This window comes from Gottfriedia acidiceleris, from assembly GCF_050457485.1.
Taxonomy (GTDB): Bacteria; Bacillota; Bacilli; order Bacillales; family Bacillaceae_G; genus Gottfriedia; species Gottfriedia acidiceleris_D.
In genome coordinates, this window is sequence record NZ_JBCMJM010000001.1 from 1 (window position 1) to 20,068 (window position 20,068).

Annotated in this window: 17 protein-coding genes; 13 read left to right on the forward strand and 4 right to left on the reverse strand. The window is 33.7% G+C overall.

The genetic code is table 11. The annotated features are described in order from the left end of the window. Nucleotides 1–39: 39 nt before the first annotated feature. The 3 genes from ABEY15_RS00005 to ABEY15_RS00015 form a co-directional block, all read right to left on the reverse strand. Entirely contained in the window at nucleotides 40–672 is a 633-nt protein-coding gene (locus ABEY15_RS00005; protein ID WP_429887638.1) for an NUDIX hydrolase, read from the reverse strand. Between the two features lie 171 nt (nucleotides 673–843). Then, nucleotides 844–2,079, reverse strand: coding sequence for an MFS transporter (locus ABEY15_RS00010; protein WP_429887640.1), 1,236 nt, complete (start codon nucleotides 2,077–2,079; stop codon nucleotides 844–846). A gap of 152 nt (nucleotides 2,080–2,231) precedes the next feature. Further along, a complete protein-coding gene (locus ABEY15_RS00015) occupies nucleotides 2,232–2,711 on the reverse strand; it encodes a MarR family transcriptional regulator (protein ID WP_429888209.1) in 480 nt (159 codons plus the stop codon). Between the two features lie 337 nt (nucleotides 2,712–3,048). On the opposite strand from ABEY15_RS00015, the gene murI reads away from it, so the two are divergent. Beyond that, nucleotides 3,049–3,822: a glutamate racemase gene (murI, locus tag ABEY15_RS00020; protein ID WP_429887642.1), complete on the forward strand. Its 774-nt coding sequence runs from the start codon at nucleotides 3,049–3,051 to the stop codon at nucleotides 3,820–3,822. Between the two features lie 130 nt (nucleotides 3,823–3,952). Next, complete coding sequence (locus tag ABEY15_RS00025) at nucleotides 3,953–4,138, forward strand: hypothetical protein (RefSeq protein WP_429887644.1); 186 nt, start codon at nucleotides 3,953–3,955, stop codon at nucleotides 4,136–4,138. A 211-nt stretch (nucleotides 4,139–4,349) separates the two neighbouring features. Here ABEY15_RS00025 and ABEY15_RS00030 read toward each other — a convergent pair whose 3' ends face one another. Then, nucleotides 4,350–6,050, reverse strand: coding sequence for an Rqc2 family fibronectin-binding protein (locus ABEY15_RS00030; RefSeq protein WP_429887645.1), 1,701 nt, complete (start codon nucleotides 6,048–6,050; stop codon nucleotides 4,350–4,352). Between the two features lie 547 nt (nucleotides 6,051–6,597). Between ABEY15_RS00030 and ABEY15_RS00035 the strand changes: the two genes are divergently transcribed. The 11 genes from ABEY15_RS00035 (at nucleotide 6,598) to ABEY15_RS00085 (ending at nucleotide 20,060) form a co-directional block, all read left to right on the forward strand. After that, on the forward strand, nucleotides 6,598–9,270 hold the full coding sequence (locus ABEY15_RS00035) for a calcium-translocating P-type ATPase, SERCA-type (protein ID WP_429887646.1): 2,673 nt from the start codon (nucleotides 6,598–6,600) through the stop codon (nucleotides 9,268–9,270). A 147-nt stretch (nucleotides 9,271–9,417) separates the two neighbouring features. Then, nucleotides 9,418–10,287: a YicC/YloC family endoribonuclease gene (locus tag ABEY15_RS00040; protein WP_429887648.1), complete on the forward strand. Its 870-nt coding sequence runs from the start codon at nucleotides 9,418–9,420 to the stop codon at nucleotides 10,285–10,287. Between the two features lie 154 nt (nucleotides 10,288–10,441). Next, nucleotides 10,442–11,059: a guanylate kinase gene (gmk, locus tag ABEY15_RS00045; protein WP_098861824.1), complete on the forward strand. Its 618-nt coding sequence runs from the start codon at nucleotides 10,442–10,444 to the stop codon at nucleotides 11,057–11,059. A gap of 3 nt (nucleotides 11,060–11,062) precedes the next feature. Next, nucleotides 11,063–11,275 (forward strand): DNA-directed RNA polymerase subunit omega, encoded by a 213-nt coding sequence (rpoZ, locus tag ABEY15_RS00050; RefSeq protein ID WP_129689168.1) that lies wholly within the window; start codon nucleotides 11,063–11,065, stop codon nucleotides 11,273–11,275. A 364-nt stretch (nucleotides 11,276–11,639) separates the two neighbouring features. Beyond that, the gene (gene coaBC / locus ABEY15_RS00055) at nucleotides 11,640–12,845 is read left to right on the forward strand and encodes a bifunctional phosphopantothenoylcysteine decarboxylase/phosphopantothenate--cysteine ligase CoaBC (protein WP_429887650.1); all 1,206 of its coding nucleotides are present in this window, start codon (nucleotides 11,640–11,642) and stop codon (nucleotides 12,843–12,845) included. Further along, the gene (gene priA / locus ABEY15_RS00060; RefSeq protein ID WP_429887652.1) at nucleotides 12,842–15,241 is read left to right on the forward strand and encodes a primosomal protein N'; all 2,400 of its coding nucleotides are present in this window, start codon (nucleotides 12,842–12,844) and stop codon (nucleotides 15,239–15,241) included. Before coaBC ends, priA begins: the two co-directional genes overlap by 4 nt. Nucleotides 15,242–15,434: 193 nt before the next feature. Then, the gene (gene def / locus ABEY15_RS00065; protein WP_331219702.1) at nucleotides 15,435–15,908 is read left to right on the forward strand and encodes a peptide deformylase; all 474 of its coding nucleotides are present in this window, start codon (nucleotides 15,435–15,437) and stop codon (nucleotides 15,906–15,908) included. 8 nt (nucleotides 15,909–15,916) lie between these two features. Beyond that, nucleotides 15,917–16,861 carry a methionyl-tRNA formyltransferase gene (gene fmt, locus ABEY15_RS00070; RefSeq protein WP_429887654.1) on the forward strand — a complete coding sequence of 315 codons (945 nt, stop codon included), beginning with the start codon at nucleotides 15,917–15,919 and terminating at the stop codon, nucleotides 16,859–16,861. Between the two features lies 1 nt (nucleotide 16,862). Continuing rightward, entirely contained in the window at nucleotides 16,863–18,209 is a 1,347-nt protein-coding gene (gene rsmB / locus ABEY15_RS00075) for a 16S rRNA (cytosine(967)-C(5))-methyltransferase RsmB (RefSeq protein ID WP_429887656.1), read from the forward strand. 2 nt (nucleotides 18,210–18,211) lie between these two features. Further along, the gene (gene rlmN, locus ABEY15_RS00080; protein WP_429887658.1) at nucleotides 18,212–19,303 is read left to right on the forward strand and encodes a 23S rRNA (adenine(2503)-C(2))-methyltransferase RlmN; all 1,092 of its coding nucleotides are present in this window, start codon (nucleotides 18,212–18,214) and stop codon (nucleotides 19,301–19,303) included. Between the two features lie 4 nt (nucleotides 19,304–19,307). Beyond that, a complete protein-coding gene (locus tag ABEY15_RS00085; protein WP_429887660.1) occupies nucleotides 19,308–20,060 on the forward strand; it encodes a Stp1/IreP family PP2C-type Ser/Thr phosphatase in 753 nt (250 codons plus the stop codon). Nucleotides 20,061–20,068 lie beyond the last annotated feature (8 nt).

A 20,068-nucleotide genomic window follows, 5' to 3' on the forward strand; every position in this document is an offset into this window, starting at 1 on the left:
TACTTGACAGGGATAAGACCAAATTAAGGGCTCTTAAAATTAAAGTTCATTATGTATGTGATTCTTTATTAATTCAACAACATCTAAAAGATAATTACTTTCGTGGGATACAAACTGATTTTTATCTACTGATTTTTGAATTGGAATTTTTTCATCTGTTTCAGTAATTTGAAAACCATCAACTTCTACTGTATCTCTTAATCCATATGCGAATTGATAAAATTGATTAAAATCAGCTTTCACTATTCCTGAAACTTCTTCTTTTTGTAAGTTGAAATCAGTAAAAGGTTTATTGCTTTTAAGTAGAAAAACATGACTCAATTCATGATCATTAATCGTTTCTAAAATAATCGAATTTTTAATGATGCCTAGAGGGATGACATCTTTCATTTTTACTTCTATTCCAAGTTCTTCTTTTACTTCTCTTAATCCATCTTGAACTGTTTCAGTAGATAGTAAATGACCAGCAGCAGTAATATCAAATAAATTCGGATAATCTTTTTTTAGATGACTACGGATTTGAAAATAGATTGAAGCTTTTTCTTCTTCTATACTGAGTAACCAGCAATGAAATGTTTCGTGCCATAATCCCTTATTATGTACTTCACTTCGGGAGGCTTCTCCTATATGATTACCAGATTCATCAAAAATTTTAAGTAATTCTTCTTTCATTTAACTAACCACCTTGTTTTTGAGCTATGAACCATGTACTTCATTATAAAATAAATTTTGTCGGATTGAAGTATATTTTTGATTGGTCAAGATATTTTTACAATTCCACATCATTAGAAATAGTAAAAAGGCGGTACCCCTAAGACCGCCGTATTCTAAAAAGTACACTCTTTATCTATTTATAAGTCTACCCTTATTCAATACTGTTGCTGCTACTGATATAAGGATTATACCCATAAAAGCGGGTGTGGCATGACCAAGTGATACATAGATTTGACCTCCTATAATCGGCCCAATTATTCTTGCTAAAGCCTGAATAGATTGGCTACCTCCTTGAATTCTGCCTTGTTCACTAGGGTCAACAGTCTTGGAAACCATTCCATTAAATGAAGGCCCGAAGATTGAATCGCCAAATCCAAATATAAACATGCCAATAATAAGTAGAGGATAATATGAGAACAAAGCCGATAAAGCAATAAGACTGTAGCCTATAATTTCTGAAACCATACCAAGAGTTGCTATTTGTGAATCACTAAATTTACTTAACAGCTTTGGCATGATGAAACCTTGTGAAATGATGTCCTGGACGCCCATAATTGAGAACATTAGCCCAATAAGTGCAGGCTCCCATTTGAACGTATCGATTGTAAATTGTGAAAAAACTGCCTGTAATGATCCATTTGGTATCCAAAGTAGGAACGCTGAGATGAGTAGCCATTTTAAGTTTTTTATGGAAAGTATGTTTACTAGCTGGGTGAATGGATTCAGTCTTACAAAGGTAATCTTTTTCAGTCTGGTATTCATATCAAGGCTCTCTGGCATATATAAGATTCCAAATACAAAATTTAGTAAAGTTATGATTGCTCCAAAATACATGGGTACTGAATATCCAAACTTGGCAAGTAAACCACCTAGAGTAGGTCCAATGGCGGCGCCTACACCTGCAGCGGCACTTACCCATCCGAAGTATTTGGTTCGTTGGTCAATAGGAGTGATGTCTGCAAAATATGCGAAGATTGTGCTTATGCTCCCACCAGTTATCCCTTCTATTATACGTCCAGCAAAAAGGAACCATAGAGCTCCTCCTATGCCAAAAACTAAGTAGCCGATAGCCGAACCTAAAAGGGATACTAAAAGTATTGGACGGCGGCCATATCTGTCGCTTAATGCTCCAAGTCCGGGAGCTGCAATAAACACGCATATTGCATAAACAGAAGTCAACAACGTAACAACTATGGCTTGATCTTTGGGATTGCTTATATAAGGCTGTACTAAGTATGGTACGACCGGTGTGATGATACTAAAGCCTATTCCGCAAAGAAAGACAGCCATAAGACCGAAGAGTAATGCCTTTTTATCTATGGTTTGTTCCAGTTTCTGTTCTTTTTGTGCTCTAAATTTGAACAATAAAATTCTCCTCTCTAAAACGATGATTTTGTTTCCTTGGAAACATATTTATCGTACGAGGGTTTTGTTTCCTTGTCAACAATAATATCGAAATAAAAAAGCAGCCGCTCCTTTAATAGAGTTGGGCTGCAAGTGAATCTTACTATTCAAATTTATTCAGGTTTACTATCTATATCGACACCTTGTTTCTTTATTTCTGCATCTAAATGATTACAATAATTGTTCACGAAGTTAAGCATATTGTCGAATTGTTCTTCGGTTATTTGATCAAATACTGCTTGATCTCGTTCTCGGAACTTTTTATGTAGTTCTTCATGGATATTATCTACTACTTTTCCTTGCTCAGTAAGCCTAAAATAAACTTCTTTCTTATTATCTGGTTTCTGATAGCTTTCAATTAGTCCTTTATTTATAAGCTTCTTCGTTATTTTAGTAATGGCACCTCTTGTCATATATAAAGAATCAGCGAGTTTGGTCACGTTGGAATCTGCATTTTTTCCAATGTACTCGATACAATGTACTTCAGAAGATTGATATCCTTTAAGAGCCTTTTCCATCTTAAACTTATTAAGCCAAACCAATTTGTTAAATACGTCCCTGAAGCCCATTATAAGCTGTTCTTCTTTGTTCATGGTCAATCCTCCCACCCGTTGGTTCATTAACAATATTATATAAAATATTGTTTCTAATTCAACAATATTAAAATCATTTTTTAGGAATAGGTGAGGACTACAGGCCACAAAGTGAATTAAATTGTTCTATAAGTAGGAATTATGAAATGAGAAGCTTTTCATTATTATAAATAATCGACCGCAGAGTTAACTATTTTCTGAAAAGTTTACATTCATCCATAATTAGGTTAATTTAGTATTATATATTTGTAAAAGTTTGTCTCTGTTGAGTAATGTTATAATTTGTAGACACTTTCACAAATGACTTCATTAAATTAAAATTATTAGGTGAATTGAAATGAGAATAGCTTTTTTTGACTCAGGAATTGGTGGGTTAACTGTCTTAAATGAGGCACTGAAAAAATTACCAAATGAAGATTTTTTATATTTTGCTGATACTCTTCACGTTCCTTATGGTACAAAGTCGAAGGAAGAAGTAAGTGCATTTGTAAAAAAGTCTGTTGAAATGATTATTAAAGAAGATGTAAAAGCACTTGTAATTGCATGTAATACGGCGACTAGTATTGCAGTAAATGAATTGAGAGAAATGTATGATTTTCCGATTATCGGTATGGAACCGGCTGTAAAACCAGCTGTTGAAATGAACAGAACAACTGGTAAGAGAGTATTAGTTTTTGCGACTCCACTTACGTTAAAGCAAACAAAGTATAATGAGCTTATTTCTAGAGTGGACGATCTAAGTATTGTCGATTCATTGCCTTTACCAGAGCTTGTACATTATTGTGAGGAATTAAATTTTGATGAAAATTTTATGATTGATTATTTTAAAAGTAAACTTTCATTATTTAATATTGAACAATATGGAACAATTGTTTTAGGTTGTACTCATTATCCATTTTATAAAAACATCTTACAAAAGATTTTACCTGAAGATGTTCAAATTGTTGATGGAAGTAATGGTACTGTAAAAAGATTAATCCAGCTTCTTGGAGAAAATGGCCAATTAAATGAAACTGGTCAAACAAATGTCAAATTTATGTGTTCGAATAATGACATAGAATATATTGAAAAGACAAAGCAGGCATTAAACTACTTACAAAATAAAAGATAAGAGATAAGCTAGATTTAAGCTTATCTTTTTTATTATGTTTAATATAGGACTAATATTGTTTATTCTCGAATAGTTGTTAAAGGCAATCTTTTTGAAAACTTTTTCAATTAATAGGGGAGGTTGTGTTTAATTGGTAAAAATAAGAGATGTACTAAAGTATTTCGGCGTCATAACGATGCTATTTTTTGCAGCTTATTTAATCATTAAATATATAAGAGAAGATGAGATTTTCACGAATTTAATTTTTGGTTTTTGCATAGGACTTGTATTATTTTTAGGATCATTACTAAGTAGTAAAAATGAAAAAGTAAAATAGTTTATCTCATTAGGTTGAGAAAAAAAGTAGAGTAAAAGAACTATATTAAAAGCTTAATAGAACACAAACGTGACGAGGAGGCTAAAGAATCTCGNNTCCTGTAGTGGAAATCAACGTCACTCTACTCCTCTTACGAAAATTTGGTAATTTAATTGACAAGGTAGTTTTTCAACAACGTGAAAAAATGGTGCCCTTTATAGGCACCATTTTTTTATTTCTTCAATTTTAAAACAAGTTCTTCATCAGGCGTTACATAAACTGTATTGTTTTGTTCGTATATAACAAAACCTGGTTTGGAACCATTTGGTTTTTTAACATGGCGAATTTCCGTGTAATCAACAGGGACCGAGCTTGATTGACGTGCTTTACTAAAATATGCAGCGATAATAGCTGCTTCTTTTATTGCTGTTTCACTAGGGTCCTTAGCACGAATGACAACATGGGAGCCAGGGATATCTTTTGTATGAAACCAAAGCTCGTCTCTACTCGCAAGTTTATTTGTTAAATAATCATTTTGTTTATTATTTTTACCGACTAATAATAGTTCACCAGTAGTAGAGATATATTCATCTAATGTAACTTTTTGTTTGTTAGACTTTTGAGCTTTTTTCGATTTTTTCTTTCTTATATAACCCGTCTCCACAAGCTCTTCTCTAATTTCTTCTAAATCACGTGGTGAAGCAGACTCGATTTGTTGAATGACTGTCTCTAAATAATCATTTTCTTCTTTCGTTAATTTAATTTGTTCTTCAATATGTGCGACTGAATTTTTAAGCTTAGTATATTTGGTGAAATAAGCTTGTGCATTTTCAGAAGGTGTTTTTAATGGCGATAAAGGAATGACCACTGTGGCACCATTTTCGTCATAGTAATTAATTACTTCAATTTCTTTCATACCTTTTTGTAGTGCAAACATATTTGCTGTAAGCAATTCGCCTTGTAACTGAATTTTATCTGCTTTATCAGTATCTTCAAGACTTTTGTGTAACTTTTTAATTTTTTTCTTATTTTTTGTCAGTTCATTTTGTAACAGTTTTTCTAAATCTCCGCTTTGTTGTTTTACACGGTCACGTTCAGCTTTACCAAAGTAAAAAACATCTAACAGCTCACTTAAGCTGTCGAAAACAGTTTGTTGGGCTTGTAAGTGAGATAAATTTATGAAATAAAACATTTCTCTCGATTCTAAGCGAAAAAGTGAAGGAGTATACTTTTTTAATTGTATTTCGTTCATGATTGTTTTAAATGAACTATACACATCTTCTTTTCCATTAAAGACAATTTCATTTGCGAGTAATGGAGAGATTCCGGAGAAATGTTGAACAATTGCTTCGGATGGTGATTGATCACTTTGAGTAATAAATTGATTAAACTCCTCTTCGGAAATGACTTGAAATGGATCAAGTTTTTCTTGATTAGGAGGAGAAATGTAAGTAGCACCGGGTTGTACTATTCGATGACGATTAACAGCCATCGGTACATGCTTTATACTATCTATTATTACTTGTCTTTCTTCATCAATTAAAAGGATATTACTATGTCTACCCATTAGTTCAATAATCAATGTTCGGTATTGTTCATCACCAATTTCATTTCTACTACGAACTTTAATGTTAACGATTCGCTCGTGTTCTAATTGTGTAATGCTTTCAATGAACCCACCATTTAAATGTTTTCTTAAAAGCATTGTAAACATTGATGGTTCTGATGGGGTATCGTAGTTTTGATTTGTAAAATGGAATCTTGCGTAACTAGGGTGAGCACTTAATAATAGTTTGTAATTGGCACCATTTGCTCTCACTGTAAGTAGTACTTCGTAGTTACTTGGTTGTACAATTTTTGATATTCTTCCAGTTGTTAGTTTAGAAGCTACTTCGTTTGTCATTGCTCCTGTAAAAAGTCCGTCAAAAGACATATGTATCACGTCCTACTCTTTAAAACACTATTTTATTTTTAAAATTTATATTAAATTATGACTTAATATCTATTAAAGAAGAACGTTGATTTCCACTACAGGTGCTCGCTTTCCATGGGGTGGAAGTCTTAAGCCTTCTCGTCGCGTACGCTCATGTGGGGTCTTAGCTTTCCCGCATTTCCTATAGGAGTCGAGCACCTTTCGTTCCAATCAACTTCTCTAATTACTATTTAAAATTGTAAATTAGTTTATGTATGTTTTCCCTCTAATTTCTATTCTAAAGTTCCAATTAACTTCTAATAACATTCAATATATTTCTCAAATCAACATAATTCTAAAACTGGCTCATATCCATTAAATAAACAATCAAGAAATTTCTCATGGAATTCAATCATACAATATCTTGATTGGTCTTGTCACAGTTCTAGTTAGTAAAAGCTAGATTTATTTTCATCATTATATCATTTATTTGGACGAGTCTGAATATGCTTTTATGAGAGGTAAGGGGGACAACTTACCTAATGTTTAATTAGGGGTGAACGCGGGTATGAATTTTTATCGGATGAGAGCGGAAGAAGTCGTGCAAGTAACGAATACAAATGTTTCCTCCGGTTTAACTGATGAGGAGGTAAAGCAAAGGCGAGCAACTTTTGGGGCAAATGAATTAAAGGAATCAGAGAAAACTTCCAAACTCGTTTTATTTTTAAATCAGTTTAATGATTTTATGGTATTTGTTCTATTAGGCGCAACGATTATATCAATCTTTTTAAAGGAAGTAGTAGATGCAGTTGCGATTATGGCAATTGTATTAATTAACGGGATTTTAGGATATTTTCAAGAAGCTAAGGCAGAGAAATCATTAGAAGCTTTGAAAGAATTGGCTGCTCCACAAGTAAATGTTTTGCGTGATGGGCAGTTTGTTAAGCTCCCTTCAAGAGATTTAGTTGTTGGGGATATTATTAAGTTTTCAAGTGGCGATCGGATTGGTGCTGATATTCGCATAATCGAAGCATCAAGTTTATACATAGAAGAATCAGCGCTAACAGGTGAATCTCTTCCAGTTCAAAAAAGATTTGAATCAATTCAGGCCGATGATATTGGTATTGGTGATCAAGATAATATGGGCTTTATGGGAACACTCGTTACGCGTGGAAATGGTAAAGGTGTTGTTGTTTCCACAGGAATGAAAACAGCAATGGGGCAAATTGCGAATTTACTTCAAAATACAGAAACCATTGTTACACCTTTACAAAGACGATTAGAACAATTAGGTAAAATATTAATAGTTCTCGCATTATTTTTAACAGCTTTAGTTGTATTTATCGGTGTTTATCAAGGAAATGAATTATATCATATGTTTTTAGCGGGTGTGTCACTTGCAGTTGCTGCGATTCCTGAAGGCTTGCCAGCAATTGTAACGGTTGCTTTATCACTTGGTGTACAACGTATGATTAAAAAGAAAGCAATCGTTCGAAAGCTCCAAGCGGTTGAAACATTAGGTTGTGCTTCAGTCATTTGTTCAGATAAAACTGGGACTATGACAGAAAATAAAATGACTGTTACAAATATCTGGTCGGGCGGGTCTAGTTTTGAAGTATCTGGAAATGGATATGCAGTCGATGGAGAATTTACGAATAAAGAGAGAACGATTAATCCAACATTAAATAAACAATTATTTCAAACGCTTGTATTCGGATCTATATGTAGTGATGCACAATTAATTCAAAAGAAAAAAGAAATCGTACTAGATGGTGACCCTACTGAAGGTGCGATTGTTGTTGCAGGTTATAAAGCTGGGATCAACCGAGAATACGTAAATTCGAATTTTACTAGAATTCATGAGCTTCCTTTTGATAGTACACGGAAAATGATGTCGGTTGTAGTAAAAAATCGTTCAGGTGAACAATTTGTGATTACAAAGGGTGCACCAGACGTATTACTTTCAAAATGTAATTCAATTTTATGGCATGAAAGAGAAGAACAATTAAACACGTTTAGACAAAATGCAGTAGAAAGTACAATCGAAACTTATGCAAATAATGCACTTCGTACAATTGCGATTGCTTTTAAACCATTAAATCCAAATTCTTTCTTAGATGAAAGGGATCTCGAAAGCAATTTAACTTTTATTGGTTTACAAGGGATGATTGACCCACCAAGAGCAGAAGTTGCACAAGCTGTTCAAGAATGTAAAGAAGCTGGTATTAGGACGATTATGATTACTGGGGATCATAAGTTAACTGCTTCTAGTATTGCTAGAAAACTAGGAATCTTAAGAGATAACGGTAGAGTAGTAGAAGGAAAAGAATTAGATGCACTTTCTGTAGAGCAGATTCAGGAATTTGTTGAAGATGCTGCTGTATTTGCCCGAGTTTCACCTGAACATAAATTAAAAATTGTTAAAGCACTTCAAGCGAATGGACATATTGTAGCAATGACTGGTGATGGCGTAAATGATGCACCAGCAATTAAAGCATCGGATATTGGAATTTCAATGGGGATTACGGGTACAGATGTAGCAAAGGAAGCTTCATCATTAGTTTTACTGGATGATAATTTTGCTACGATCAAATCAGCAATTAAAGAAGGACGCAATATTTATAGTAATATTCGTAAATTTATCCGTTATTTATTAGCTTCAAATGTAGGTGAAATTTTAGTTATGTTGTTTGCGATGTTATTAGCTCTACCTTTACCACTTGTTCCAGTACAAATTCTATGGGTAAATCTAGTGACTGATGGCTTACCTGCAATGGCATTAGGTGTTGATTCAGCTGAAGATGATGTAATGAAAAGAAGTCCTCGTTCATTATCAGAAGGGATTTTTGCAAGAGGTTTAGGATGGAAAATTATTTCAAGAGGATTTTTAATTGGATTTGTCACACTATTAGCATTCATTATTTCCTATAATCAACATCCGAATCAACTTGAATACGCACAAACGGTAGCATTCTCCACATTAGTTTTAGCTCAATTAATTCATGTATTTGATTGTAGAAGTGAACGATCCATTTTCCATCGAAATGTATTTGGAAATTTATATTTAATTGGTGCTGTTATCGTTTCAATGTTATTAATGCTAGTTGTTATTTACTACCCACCATTACAACCTATTTTCAAAACGATTCCGATCGTACCTAGAGATTGGTTCTTAATTGGAGGTCTTTCATCAATTCCAACATTTATGCTTGCAGGAGCATTATTTACAAAGAAAAAATAATTTGCGAACAAAATGGATAACGAATTTAAAATATGTTATAATTCCTTAAGGTAGTAGAGGTATGCTCTATTACCTTTTCTCTTTTACATATTGAATGAAATTTGGGAAATAAATTAGAGAGAAAATTAGTGTATTGGAAGTGGAACAATGGTCGTAAGTATGACAGGGTATGGTAAAGCCATTTTGTCAAATGAACAGTACAAAATACATATTGAAATGAAAGCAGTGAATCATCGATACTTAGAGACAATCGTTCGAATGCCGAGGCAATTATTAGCATATGAAGATGCAATTAAGAAAATTGTAGCTGAGTATACTAGTCGAGGTCGAGTTGAGGTTTTTGTTACAATTGAGGGCTTATTACAACGTACATTACAAATAGATGAAGGCTTAATTCAACAATATAAAAAAGCGATTGAAAATCTATCAGGTGAAGAGCAAAATAAATCTTCTTATAATCCAATCGATTTATTAAAGCTACCTGAAGTTACTACAGTAAGTGAAGTAGAACAAATCAATGATAATTTTGATGAATTATTATTAACGACTACTGAAAATGCATGTCAGCAATTTTTTGATGTTAAGTGCAAAGAAGGTGGACAACTTAAAAAAGATTTAATAGAAAGATTAACAGCAATTGAAGAATGTAAAAAACAGATTACAGAGCATTCTCCTCTTGTTTTGAAATCATATCGTGAAAAGCTTCAATCTAAATTAGCTGAAGTTGAATTAACAGCGGTTGATGAGCAAAGATTATTAACAGAAATTATGCTCTTTGCAGATCGATGTGACATATCTGAAGAATTAGTTCGACTAACTAGTCATTTAGAATTGTTTAATGAAACTTTACAAATAAAGGAATCAATTGGGCGAAAACTAGATTTCATCGTACAAGAAATGAATCGAGAAGTGAATACGATTGGTTCTAAAGCAAACTCATTAGATATTTCTAAACAAGTTGTTGAAATTAAAAATAATCTTGAAAAAATTAGAGAGCAAGTTCAAAATATTGAATAATGTAAAAGATTTGTTTATAGTTGCAAAGGTCCGGTAACAATGTGAAGTAGAAGACTAATTAATTTTTTATTAATTGACTCTGACGCACAAGAAGTAACAATAGATTGACCTTTAATAAATTAAACTGTCTAGAATTAGAAGGGTAGGGTCATAAATGAGGCATGAAAGAGGCTTATTAATCGTACTTTCTGGTCCATCAGGAGTAGGTAAGGGTACGGTGCGTAAAGCTATTTTTGATAATAAGGATTTAGATCTGCAATATAGTATTTCGATGACGACAAGAAATCCTCGTGAAGGTGAAGTGCATGGAGTAGATTATTTCTTTACATCAAAAGAAGATTTCAAACAGAAAATAAATGAAGATAAGTTTCTTGAGTGGGCAGAGTTTGTAGGTAATTACTATGGAACGCCAATTGATTATGTTGAAAAAACATTAAGCGAAGGAAAAGACATTTTCCTAGAAATTGAAGTTCAAGGTGCCTTACAAGTAAAAAAAGCTTTTCCTGAAGGAATTTTTATTTTCTTAGCCCCTCCAAGTATGAGAGAATTACAAAATAGAATCGTAACAAGAGGTACAGAAACTGAAGATGTGATTATGAATCGTATGAATGCAGCAAAAGAAGAGATTGAAATGATGGATGCATACGATTATGTCGTTGAAAATGATCAAGTTGAATTAGCTTGTGACCGTATTAAAGCAATTATTTTAAGTGAACATTTAAAACGTGAACGAGTTGCAAATTATTATAAAAGAATGATGGAGGCCGAATAAACTATGTTATATCCTTCGATTGACCGTTTATTAACAAAATTAGATTCAAAATATACGCTAGTAACAGTTGCTTCAAAGCGTGCTCGCGAAATGCAAGTAAGTAAAGATACTCGTGTTGAAAAACCAGTGTCTGATAAATTTGTCGGAAAAGCATTAGAAGAAATTAATGCTGGCTTATTATCTTATAGAAAACTTGAAGAAGTTAAAGAAGATTAATATTTAACTGTGTGATGAGGCTGTCCCAAAACATTTGCTAATTATCCATATGACTAAAAAGGACAACGTGGTGTTTAACACCTCTCCTAAAAGTTTCGTGGGGATTAGAAATGGGGGCAGTCTTATTTTTGTGATAAAATGGCAGCTAGAAGTTTAATCGACGAAAAGCGCTGATTTTAGAAAAAAAGGATAAGTGCAACTAGGCTTCTGACATAGACGATTTGGCTCATTGGCGAGTTTTCTTGAGAAAAGCCTATAACATTTATTTCTAACATATTTGTGGTATCTTAGACATAGAACATCCAAAAGACCTATTTTTTGACATATTACATAGAAAGAATAAAATTTGAAAGGGTGAAGGTGAGTGGAACAAAAAAAGATTCTCCTATGTGTTACAGGTGGAATTGCAGTCTACAAAGCAGCAGCACTTACAAGTAAACTAGTACAAGCAGGATATGACGTTAAAGTAATGATGAGCCTTTCCGCAACTAAATTTGTGACACCTTTAACGTTTCAAGCTTTATCAAGAAATGATGTTTATATAGATACTTTTGATGAAAAAGATAGTTCAAAAATTGCACATATCGATTTAGGTGATTGGCCTGATTTAATCATTGTTGCTCCAGCAACTGCTAATACAATTGGAAAATTAGCAAATGGTCTTGGAGATGAAATGATTCAGGCAACATTACTGGCTGCAACAAAACCAGTTTGGATCGCACCAGCTATGAATGTTAATATGTATAACCATCCAATTGTTCAAAAGAATATGAACATATTGAAAGAGATTGGTCACCGATTTATTGAGCCAAATGAAGGATATTTAGCATGTGGCTATGTTGGAAAAGGTAGATTAGCAGAGCCGGAAGAAATCGTTCAATTCGTGAATGAACATTTCCAAAAAGAAGTTGGTTTATTAAAAGGTAAAAAAATTATTATTTCTGCTGGCCCAACAGTTGAAAAAATTGATCCGGTTCGCTTTGTTTCAAATCATTCAACGGGCAAGATGGGTTATAGTATCGCAGAAGTTGCAGTTTCTTTAGGAGCAGAAGTAATTCTCGTTTCTGGACCAACTAATTTAACTCCACCTGAAGGGTGTAAATTTATCCAAACCGAGTCTGCTGAGGAAATGTTTGAAGCGATTTGGTCTTATTATAATGAAGCGGATGTTGTAATAAAAACAGCAGCTGTTGCTGATTACACACCTTCAATTATTTATGATCAAAAAGTGAAAAAAGCTGATGGTGATCTTTCAATTGCATTTAAACGTACGAAAGATATTCTACTAACATTAGGTCAACATAAAACACATCAAATTTTAGTAGGGTTTGCTGCAGAAACTGATCAAGTAGATGAGTATGCAAAAAGTAAACTTTTAAAGAAAAATGCGGATATGATTGTTGCTAATGATGTAACAAAAGCAGGGGCTGGTTTTGGATCTGATACGAATATTGTAACCATTTTTAAGCGTAATGGTGAAGTTAAGCCACTTCCTAAAATGAGTAAAAAAGAAGTAGCAGAAGAAATACTACTTGAAGTTCATCACTTATTAAATGAGGTAGAAAGATGACATACGCATCAGTTTTAGTTGATGTATCAGTCAGACAAACAGACCGTCCTTTTGATTATAAAGTACCAACTAGATGGCAGGATGCAATACAACCTGGAATGCGAGTAATTGTTCCATTTGGGCCAAGGAAAGTTCAAGGATTCGTATTGTCTATAAAAGAAACAACTAATTTAGAGAAGGTTAAAGAAATTGAAGAAGTTCTTGATGTCATGCCAGTGTTAACAGAAGAACTTCTTCTTTTAGGTTCATATCTATCTCAAAAAACACTTTGTTTTTTCATTTCTGCATATCAAGCAATGCTTCCGACTGCTATTAAAGCTGTATATAAAAAACATGTTCAAGTAACATCTGAAGAAGCTTTAGAACAATTAGTTCCTGAATTAGCAAATCTATTTTCGATCGTAAAAAGAAGAGAATGGACTGAAATAGAAAGTCTAGTTAGTAAGATTTCATTAGTTCAACGAGCAATTAAAGAAGGATTGCTTGAAATTGAATATGAAGTGAAAAATAAAGCAAATAAAAAAACAGAACGTGTAGTTTCTCTATTAAAGGTTTTAGACGAAGAATTACCGATCATCAAATCTCCACAACAAAAAGACATTATTGAATACTTACGTATGAATGGTAAAACAAGTGTGAAGGAGTTAAAAGAATGTCTTGGAATCACTGATTCACCTATAAAGACATTGGAGAAAAACGAGGTAATTTCAATTAATACAGTTGAAGTTTATCGTGATCCTTATGAAGGTAAGGAAATTGAACGTTCCAAGCCTTTACCATTAATAGAAGAACAACAGATTGCATTTGAGCAAATCGTTTCTTCATTTCATGAAAGAAAGAATAAGATCCATCTTTTGCATGGAGTAACAGGTAGTGGAAAGACAGAAGTTTATTTGCAAACCATTCAAGAGGTTCTGTCTGTTGGGAAAGAAGCAATCGTATTAGTACCAGAAATTTCACTTACCCCACAGATAGTAGGTCGTTTTAAAAGTAGATTTGGAAATGATGTTGCAGTTCTACATAGCGGTCTATCTATTGGTGAGAAATATGATGAATGGAGAAAGATTCAGAGAAAAGAAGTTAAGGTAGTAGTGGGTGCCCGCTCAGCAATATTTGCACCATTTGAAAATATTGGCATGATCATCATTGATGAAGAACATGAGACTACTTATAAACAAGATGAACATCCAAGATATCATGCAAGAGATATTGCAATTTGGAGAGGAGAATATCATCATTGTCCGATCGTTTTAGGAAGTGCGACTCCTACTTTAGAATCATTTGCTAGAGCTGGTAAAGGTGTTTATGAACTAAATACAATGTCTAAAAGGGTTAATCAAGGCCCATTACCTGAAGTGGAAATAGTCGATATGAGAGAGCAGTTAAGAATCGGAAATCGTACGATGTTTTCTACAGCTTTACATGAAAAAATATTGGATCGATTAGAGAAGAAGGAACAAATCATCTTATTTTTAAACCGTCGAGGCTATTCTTCTTTTGTAATGTGTAGGGATTGTGGTTACACAATTCAGTGCCCCCATTGCGAGGTTTCCTTAACTTATCATAAACATAACCATCATCTAAAATGTCATTATTGCGGATATGAAACCTATATGCCAAAACAATGCCCTTCTTGCCAAAGTGAACATATTCGATTTTTTGGAACTGGGACGCAAAAGGTAGAGGAAGCTATTACAAAAACGTACCCAGAAGCACGAGTTATTAGAATGGATAATGATACGACTAGTCGTAAAGGTGCCCACGAAAAAATGCTTAAGCAATTTGGTAACGGTGAGGCTGATATATTACTAGGTACACAGATGATTGCAAAAGGACTTGATTTTCCAAATGTTACATTGGTTGGTGTTTTAGCAGCAGATAGTTCACTTCATTTACCTGATTTCAGAGCAAGTGAGCGAACATTTAGCTTATTGACACAAGTAAGTGGAAGAGCTGGGCGTCATGAAAAACCAGGTGAAGTAGTTATACAAACATATTCACCAGAGCATTATAGTATTGAATTAGCTAAATCACAGGACTATGTTGCGTTTTATGAAGAAGAAATGAAAATAAGACGTTCATTTCGATACCCACCTTTTTATTATTTAGTTTTAATTTCAATAGCACATAATGATTTGATAAAAACAGTAAAAGTAAGTGAACAAATTGCAGGCTATTTAAGAGAATACTTATCAGAAGGATCAATTGTACTCGGACCAGTGGCATCACCAATCGCAAAAATAAAAGACCATTTTCGTTATCAATGTGTGATAAAATACAAATCTGAACCTGCACTCTATGACGTACTAAACCGAATCCAACAATACTACCAAGACGAAACGGACAAAGGCAAACTACAATTAACAATCGACTTTCAACCTACTATGTTTATGTAACGAAAAGTGGAGGCGACTGGTCAGCCCCGACACCTCGAGGGGCTAGGAGCCGGAACTAGACAATTCGAAAAGCGGAAGGCGTTTGCTCAGCCCCGACACCTCGAGGGGCTAGGAGCCGGCCCCCGACAAACATAAGAAGAAGGTCGTTTTTAGAAATTAAATTTAACGTACAATCAAGATAGGAGTTGTGAAATTGGCTTTATTAAAAATAGTAGAATATCCAAATGAAGTACTTGAAACACCTTGTGAAAAAGTGACGACATTTGATAAAAATTTAGTAAAACTTTTAAATAATATGTATGAGACAATGCTGGCAGCAGATGGTGTTGGTTTAGCAGCTCCACAAGTTGGAATTCTGCAACAAGTAGCTGTTGTTGATGTTGAAGATGAGAATGGAAGAATTGATTTAATTAATCCAATCGTAATGGAAACAAAAGGCGAACAAACTGATGTTGAAGGTTGTTTAAGTTTCCCTAACCTATATGGTGATGTAACAAGACCTAGCTATGCAAAAATCAAAGCACAAAATAAACGTGGAAAATACTTTATTATAGAAGCTCGTGGATTTTTAGCTCGTGCACTTTTACATGAAATTGATCATTTAAATGGAGTTTTATTCACTTCTAAAGTCTCGAAATACTATGAAGAAAGTGAATTAGAAGGGTAGGCAAAAAAATGACAAAGATTGTTTTTATGGGGACGCCAGATTTTTCTGTTCCTGTTTTAAGAAGATTAATCGATGAAGGATATGATGTAGTAGGTGTAGTAACTCAGCCAGATCGCCCTGTTGGTCGAAAAAGAGTGCTAACTCCACCTCCAGTAAAAGTAGAAGCTTTAAAACATAATATCCCAGTTTTACAACCTGAAAAAATTAGACTTCCAGAAGAAACAGAAAAAGTATTGGCATTGAAGCCAGATTTAATCGTAACTGCAGCTTTTGGACAAATTCTTCCTACAGATATTCTTGAAGCTCCTAAATTTGGTTGTATAAATGTACATGCTTCATTGTTACCAGAATTACGAGGTGGGGCTCCAATTCACTATTCGATCATTCAAGGCAAGAGTGAAACTGGTGTAACAATTATGTATATGGTTGAAAAGTTAGATGCAGGTGATATGTTAGCCAAAGTCGTTGTTCCGATTGAAGAAAAAGATCACGTTGGAACGCTTCACGATAAACTAAGTATTGCTGGTGCGAATTTACTTTCAGAAACAATTCCACCATTATTAAAAGGTGAAATTACTGCTGTGAAGCAAGATGAAAGTAAAGTTAGCTTTGCAAAAAATATTAAGCGTGAGGAAGAACAAATAAATTGGTCAAAAACTGGTGAAGAGATTTATAATCACGTAAGAGGTTTACACCCTTGGCCAGTAGCTTATACTACATTAAACGGAGAAGTTTTAAAAGTTTGGTGGGGTGAAAAAGTAAATACGAATCAAAATTCTACACCAGGTGAAATAATTGATGTTTTAAACGATGGCATATTAGTAGCAACAGGTAATCATACTGCTATCAAAATTACTGATTTACAGCCTGCTGGTAAAAAGCGTATGGAAGCAAAGCAATATATTAATGGTGCAGGTTCTTTTATTGAACGTGGAATGAAGTTAGGAGAATAACATGGGTAAAAATGTACGAGAGATTGCCTTAGAGGCTCTTCTTTCAGTTTATAAAAATCAATCGTATAGTAATTTGTTAGTAAATAACTATATTCAAAAGAATGATTTATCTTCGGCTGATTCGGGACTATTAACAGAAATAATCTATGGAACGATTCAAAGAGATCAATTATTAGATTTTTATTTAGAACCATTCATTAAAAATCAGAAGAAATTAGAAGAATGGGTTTATATATTAATAAAACTTTCATTATATCAATTGCATTTTTTAGATCGAATACCACCTCACGCAGTTTTAAATGAGGCTGTTAATATTGCTAAAAAGCGCGGACATAAAGGAATTGCTTCTTTAGTAAATGGGGTCTTAAGAAATATTCAAAGAAATGGTTTACGATCAATCGATGAAATAAAGGACCCAATCGAAAAGCTTTCAATTGAAACAAATCATCCAAAATGGTTAATTGAACAATGGGTAAAAGAATTCGGAGAAGAAGAAACTAGAAAAATTTGTGAAGAGAACATAATTCCACCGTTTCAAACTGCAAGAGTCAATACAATGAAAGCAACAAGAGAAGAAGTGCTAAAAATGCTTGAAGATGAAGGGGTACAGGTTAAGGAAGGAAAACTGTCTCCATTTGCAATAGAAATCCAAAAAGGAAATGTTGCTCATACGAATGCATTTAAAGAAGGTTTCCTTTCAATTCAAGATGAAAGCTCGATGTTAGTTGCACAAGCACTTGGCGTTGAAAAAGGTAATGATATATTAGACACATGTGCAGCACCTGGAGGGAAATCAACACATATTGCTGAGTTGTTAGGCGGTACTGGATCAGTCACTTCATTAGATTTACACAAGCATAAAGTAAAGTTAATAAAAGAACAAGCTAATCGTTTAGGGTTAGATAATATAGAAACGAAAGCTCTAGATGCAAGAAAAGCACCTGAAGAGTTTGAAGGAAGATTATTTGATAAAGTATTAGTAGATGCTCCATGTTCTGGTTTAGGGGTAATTCGTCGTAAACCAGATATTTTATTAAAAAAGAATGCTACTGATGTAACAAATTTACAAAGAGTTCAGAAGTCTATTTTAGACGAAGCTTCAAAGTTAGTTAAGCCAGGTGGAACTCTAGTATATAGCACTTGTACTGTTGGACATGAAGAAAATATTGATGTAGTCGAAGCTTTTTTAGATGAGCATCATGATTATGAATTAGATCATTCATTAATTGATCATGTTCCGGAAAAATTAAATGAAAATAAATCGGTCCAAAAAGGGTATGTACAGCTACTACCACATTATTTTGGAACGGATGGATTTTTTATTGCAAGATTAAGGAAGAAGGTGTAACGTTGAAATTAGAAAATACTACAAATTCAGTCAAAATAGAAAAAACTCATAAACCCTCAATTTACTCGTTAAAAGTGAGTGACATAGAGGATTGGTTAAAGGCGCAAAAGCAGCAGGTTTTCCGTGCAAAGCAAATTTATAATTGGCTATACGTTCAACGAGTTGAAAGCTTTGAAGAAATGCAAAATATTCCAAAAGAGCTACGTATGTTACTTGAAGAGAATTTTACAATAACGACATTAAAAACATTAGTTAAACAAACCTCTTCAGACGGTACTATGAAATTTTTATTTGAATTACATGATGGATATTCGATTGAAACTGTTTTAATGAGACATAATTATGGCAATTCTGTATGTGTAACGACACAAGTAGGTTGTCGAATTGGATGTACTTTTTGTGCATCGACTCTTGGCGGTTTAAAACGAAATCTTGAAGCAGGTGAAATCGTTGCACAAGTACTAGAAGTACAACGTGCTATTGATGAAGTTGAAGAAAGAGTTAGCTCAATCGTAGTTATGGGGATAGGCGAACCATTTGATAACTATAATGGTTTAATGGATTTCTTAAGAATTGTTAATTCTGATAAAGGTCTTAACATTGGTGCAAGACATATTACAGTATCAACAAGTGGAATCATTCCAAAAATCTATAACTTTGCTGATGAAGGACTTCAAATTAATTTCGCGATTTCATTACATGCTCCTAACAGTGAGTTACGTTCTAAATTAATGCCAATTAATCGTGCATACAAATTACCGGATTTAATGGACGCTGTTCGTTACTATGTTGAAAAAACAGGTAGACGTGTAACGTTTGAATATGGTTTATTCGGTGGTGAAAATGACCAAGTTGAGCATGCAGAAGAACTTTCTAAGTTACTTAAAGGAGTTAAATGTCATGTTAATTTAATTCCAGTTAACTATGTACCTGAAAGAGATTACGTAAGAACACCTAAGGAACAAATTTTTGCATTTGAAAAAGTACTTAAAAATAATGGAGTTAATGTTACAATTCGTCGTGAACAAGGTCATGATATAGATGCAGCTTGTGGACAGTTGCGTGCAAAGGAGCGTAAAGAGGAGACGAGGTGAAACAATGCAAACTTTTTTTCAAACTGATACGGGGAAAGTTCGAGAGCATAATGAAGATAGCGTAGGTATATTTACGAACGATTCAGGAATCGTATTAGCTGTAGTTGCTGACGGTATGGGTGGCCATTTAGCGGGTGAGGTTGCAAGTATGATGGCGATCAATTTCCTTGAAGCAGAGTGGAAAAATACTAGTAATTTTGAAACAGCATTAGAAGCCGAATCATGGCTAAAAAATATAGTAGCGCAATTAAATACAAACTTATTAGTTCATTCAGAGCAAAATGAAGAGTGCAAGGGTATGGGGACAACCCTTGAAGCGATTATTTGTACTCCTTTATTTTTTACGATTGCACATATAGGTGACAGTAGAAGTTATTTGAGAAATGATGAAGGGTTTAAGCAAATAACAGAAGATCATACTTTTGTCGCTGAACTCGTTAAATTTGGGCAAATTTCTATGGAGGATGCAGAAATTCATCCTCGTAAAAATGTTATAACGCGAGCACTTGGTACTGAGGAAACAGTTGATGTTGATATTAAAACTTTAACTTGGGAAGAAGATGATTTAATCATTTTATGTTCAGATGGTTTATCGAATAAAATATCAAATGAACTTTTTAATGAAAAATTAAATGAAAATCTACCAATCGATATTCTCGGTAACCAGTTGATTTCAATCGCAAATGATCTTGGTGGAGAAGATAACATCACGCTTGCCATTATTAAGTTTGAGCCTAGAAATATAGAGAAAGGGTGATGATGAGC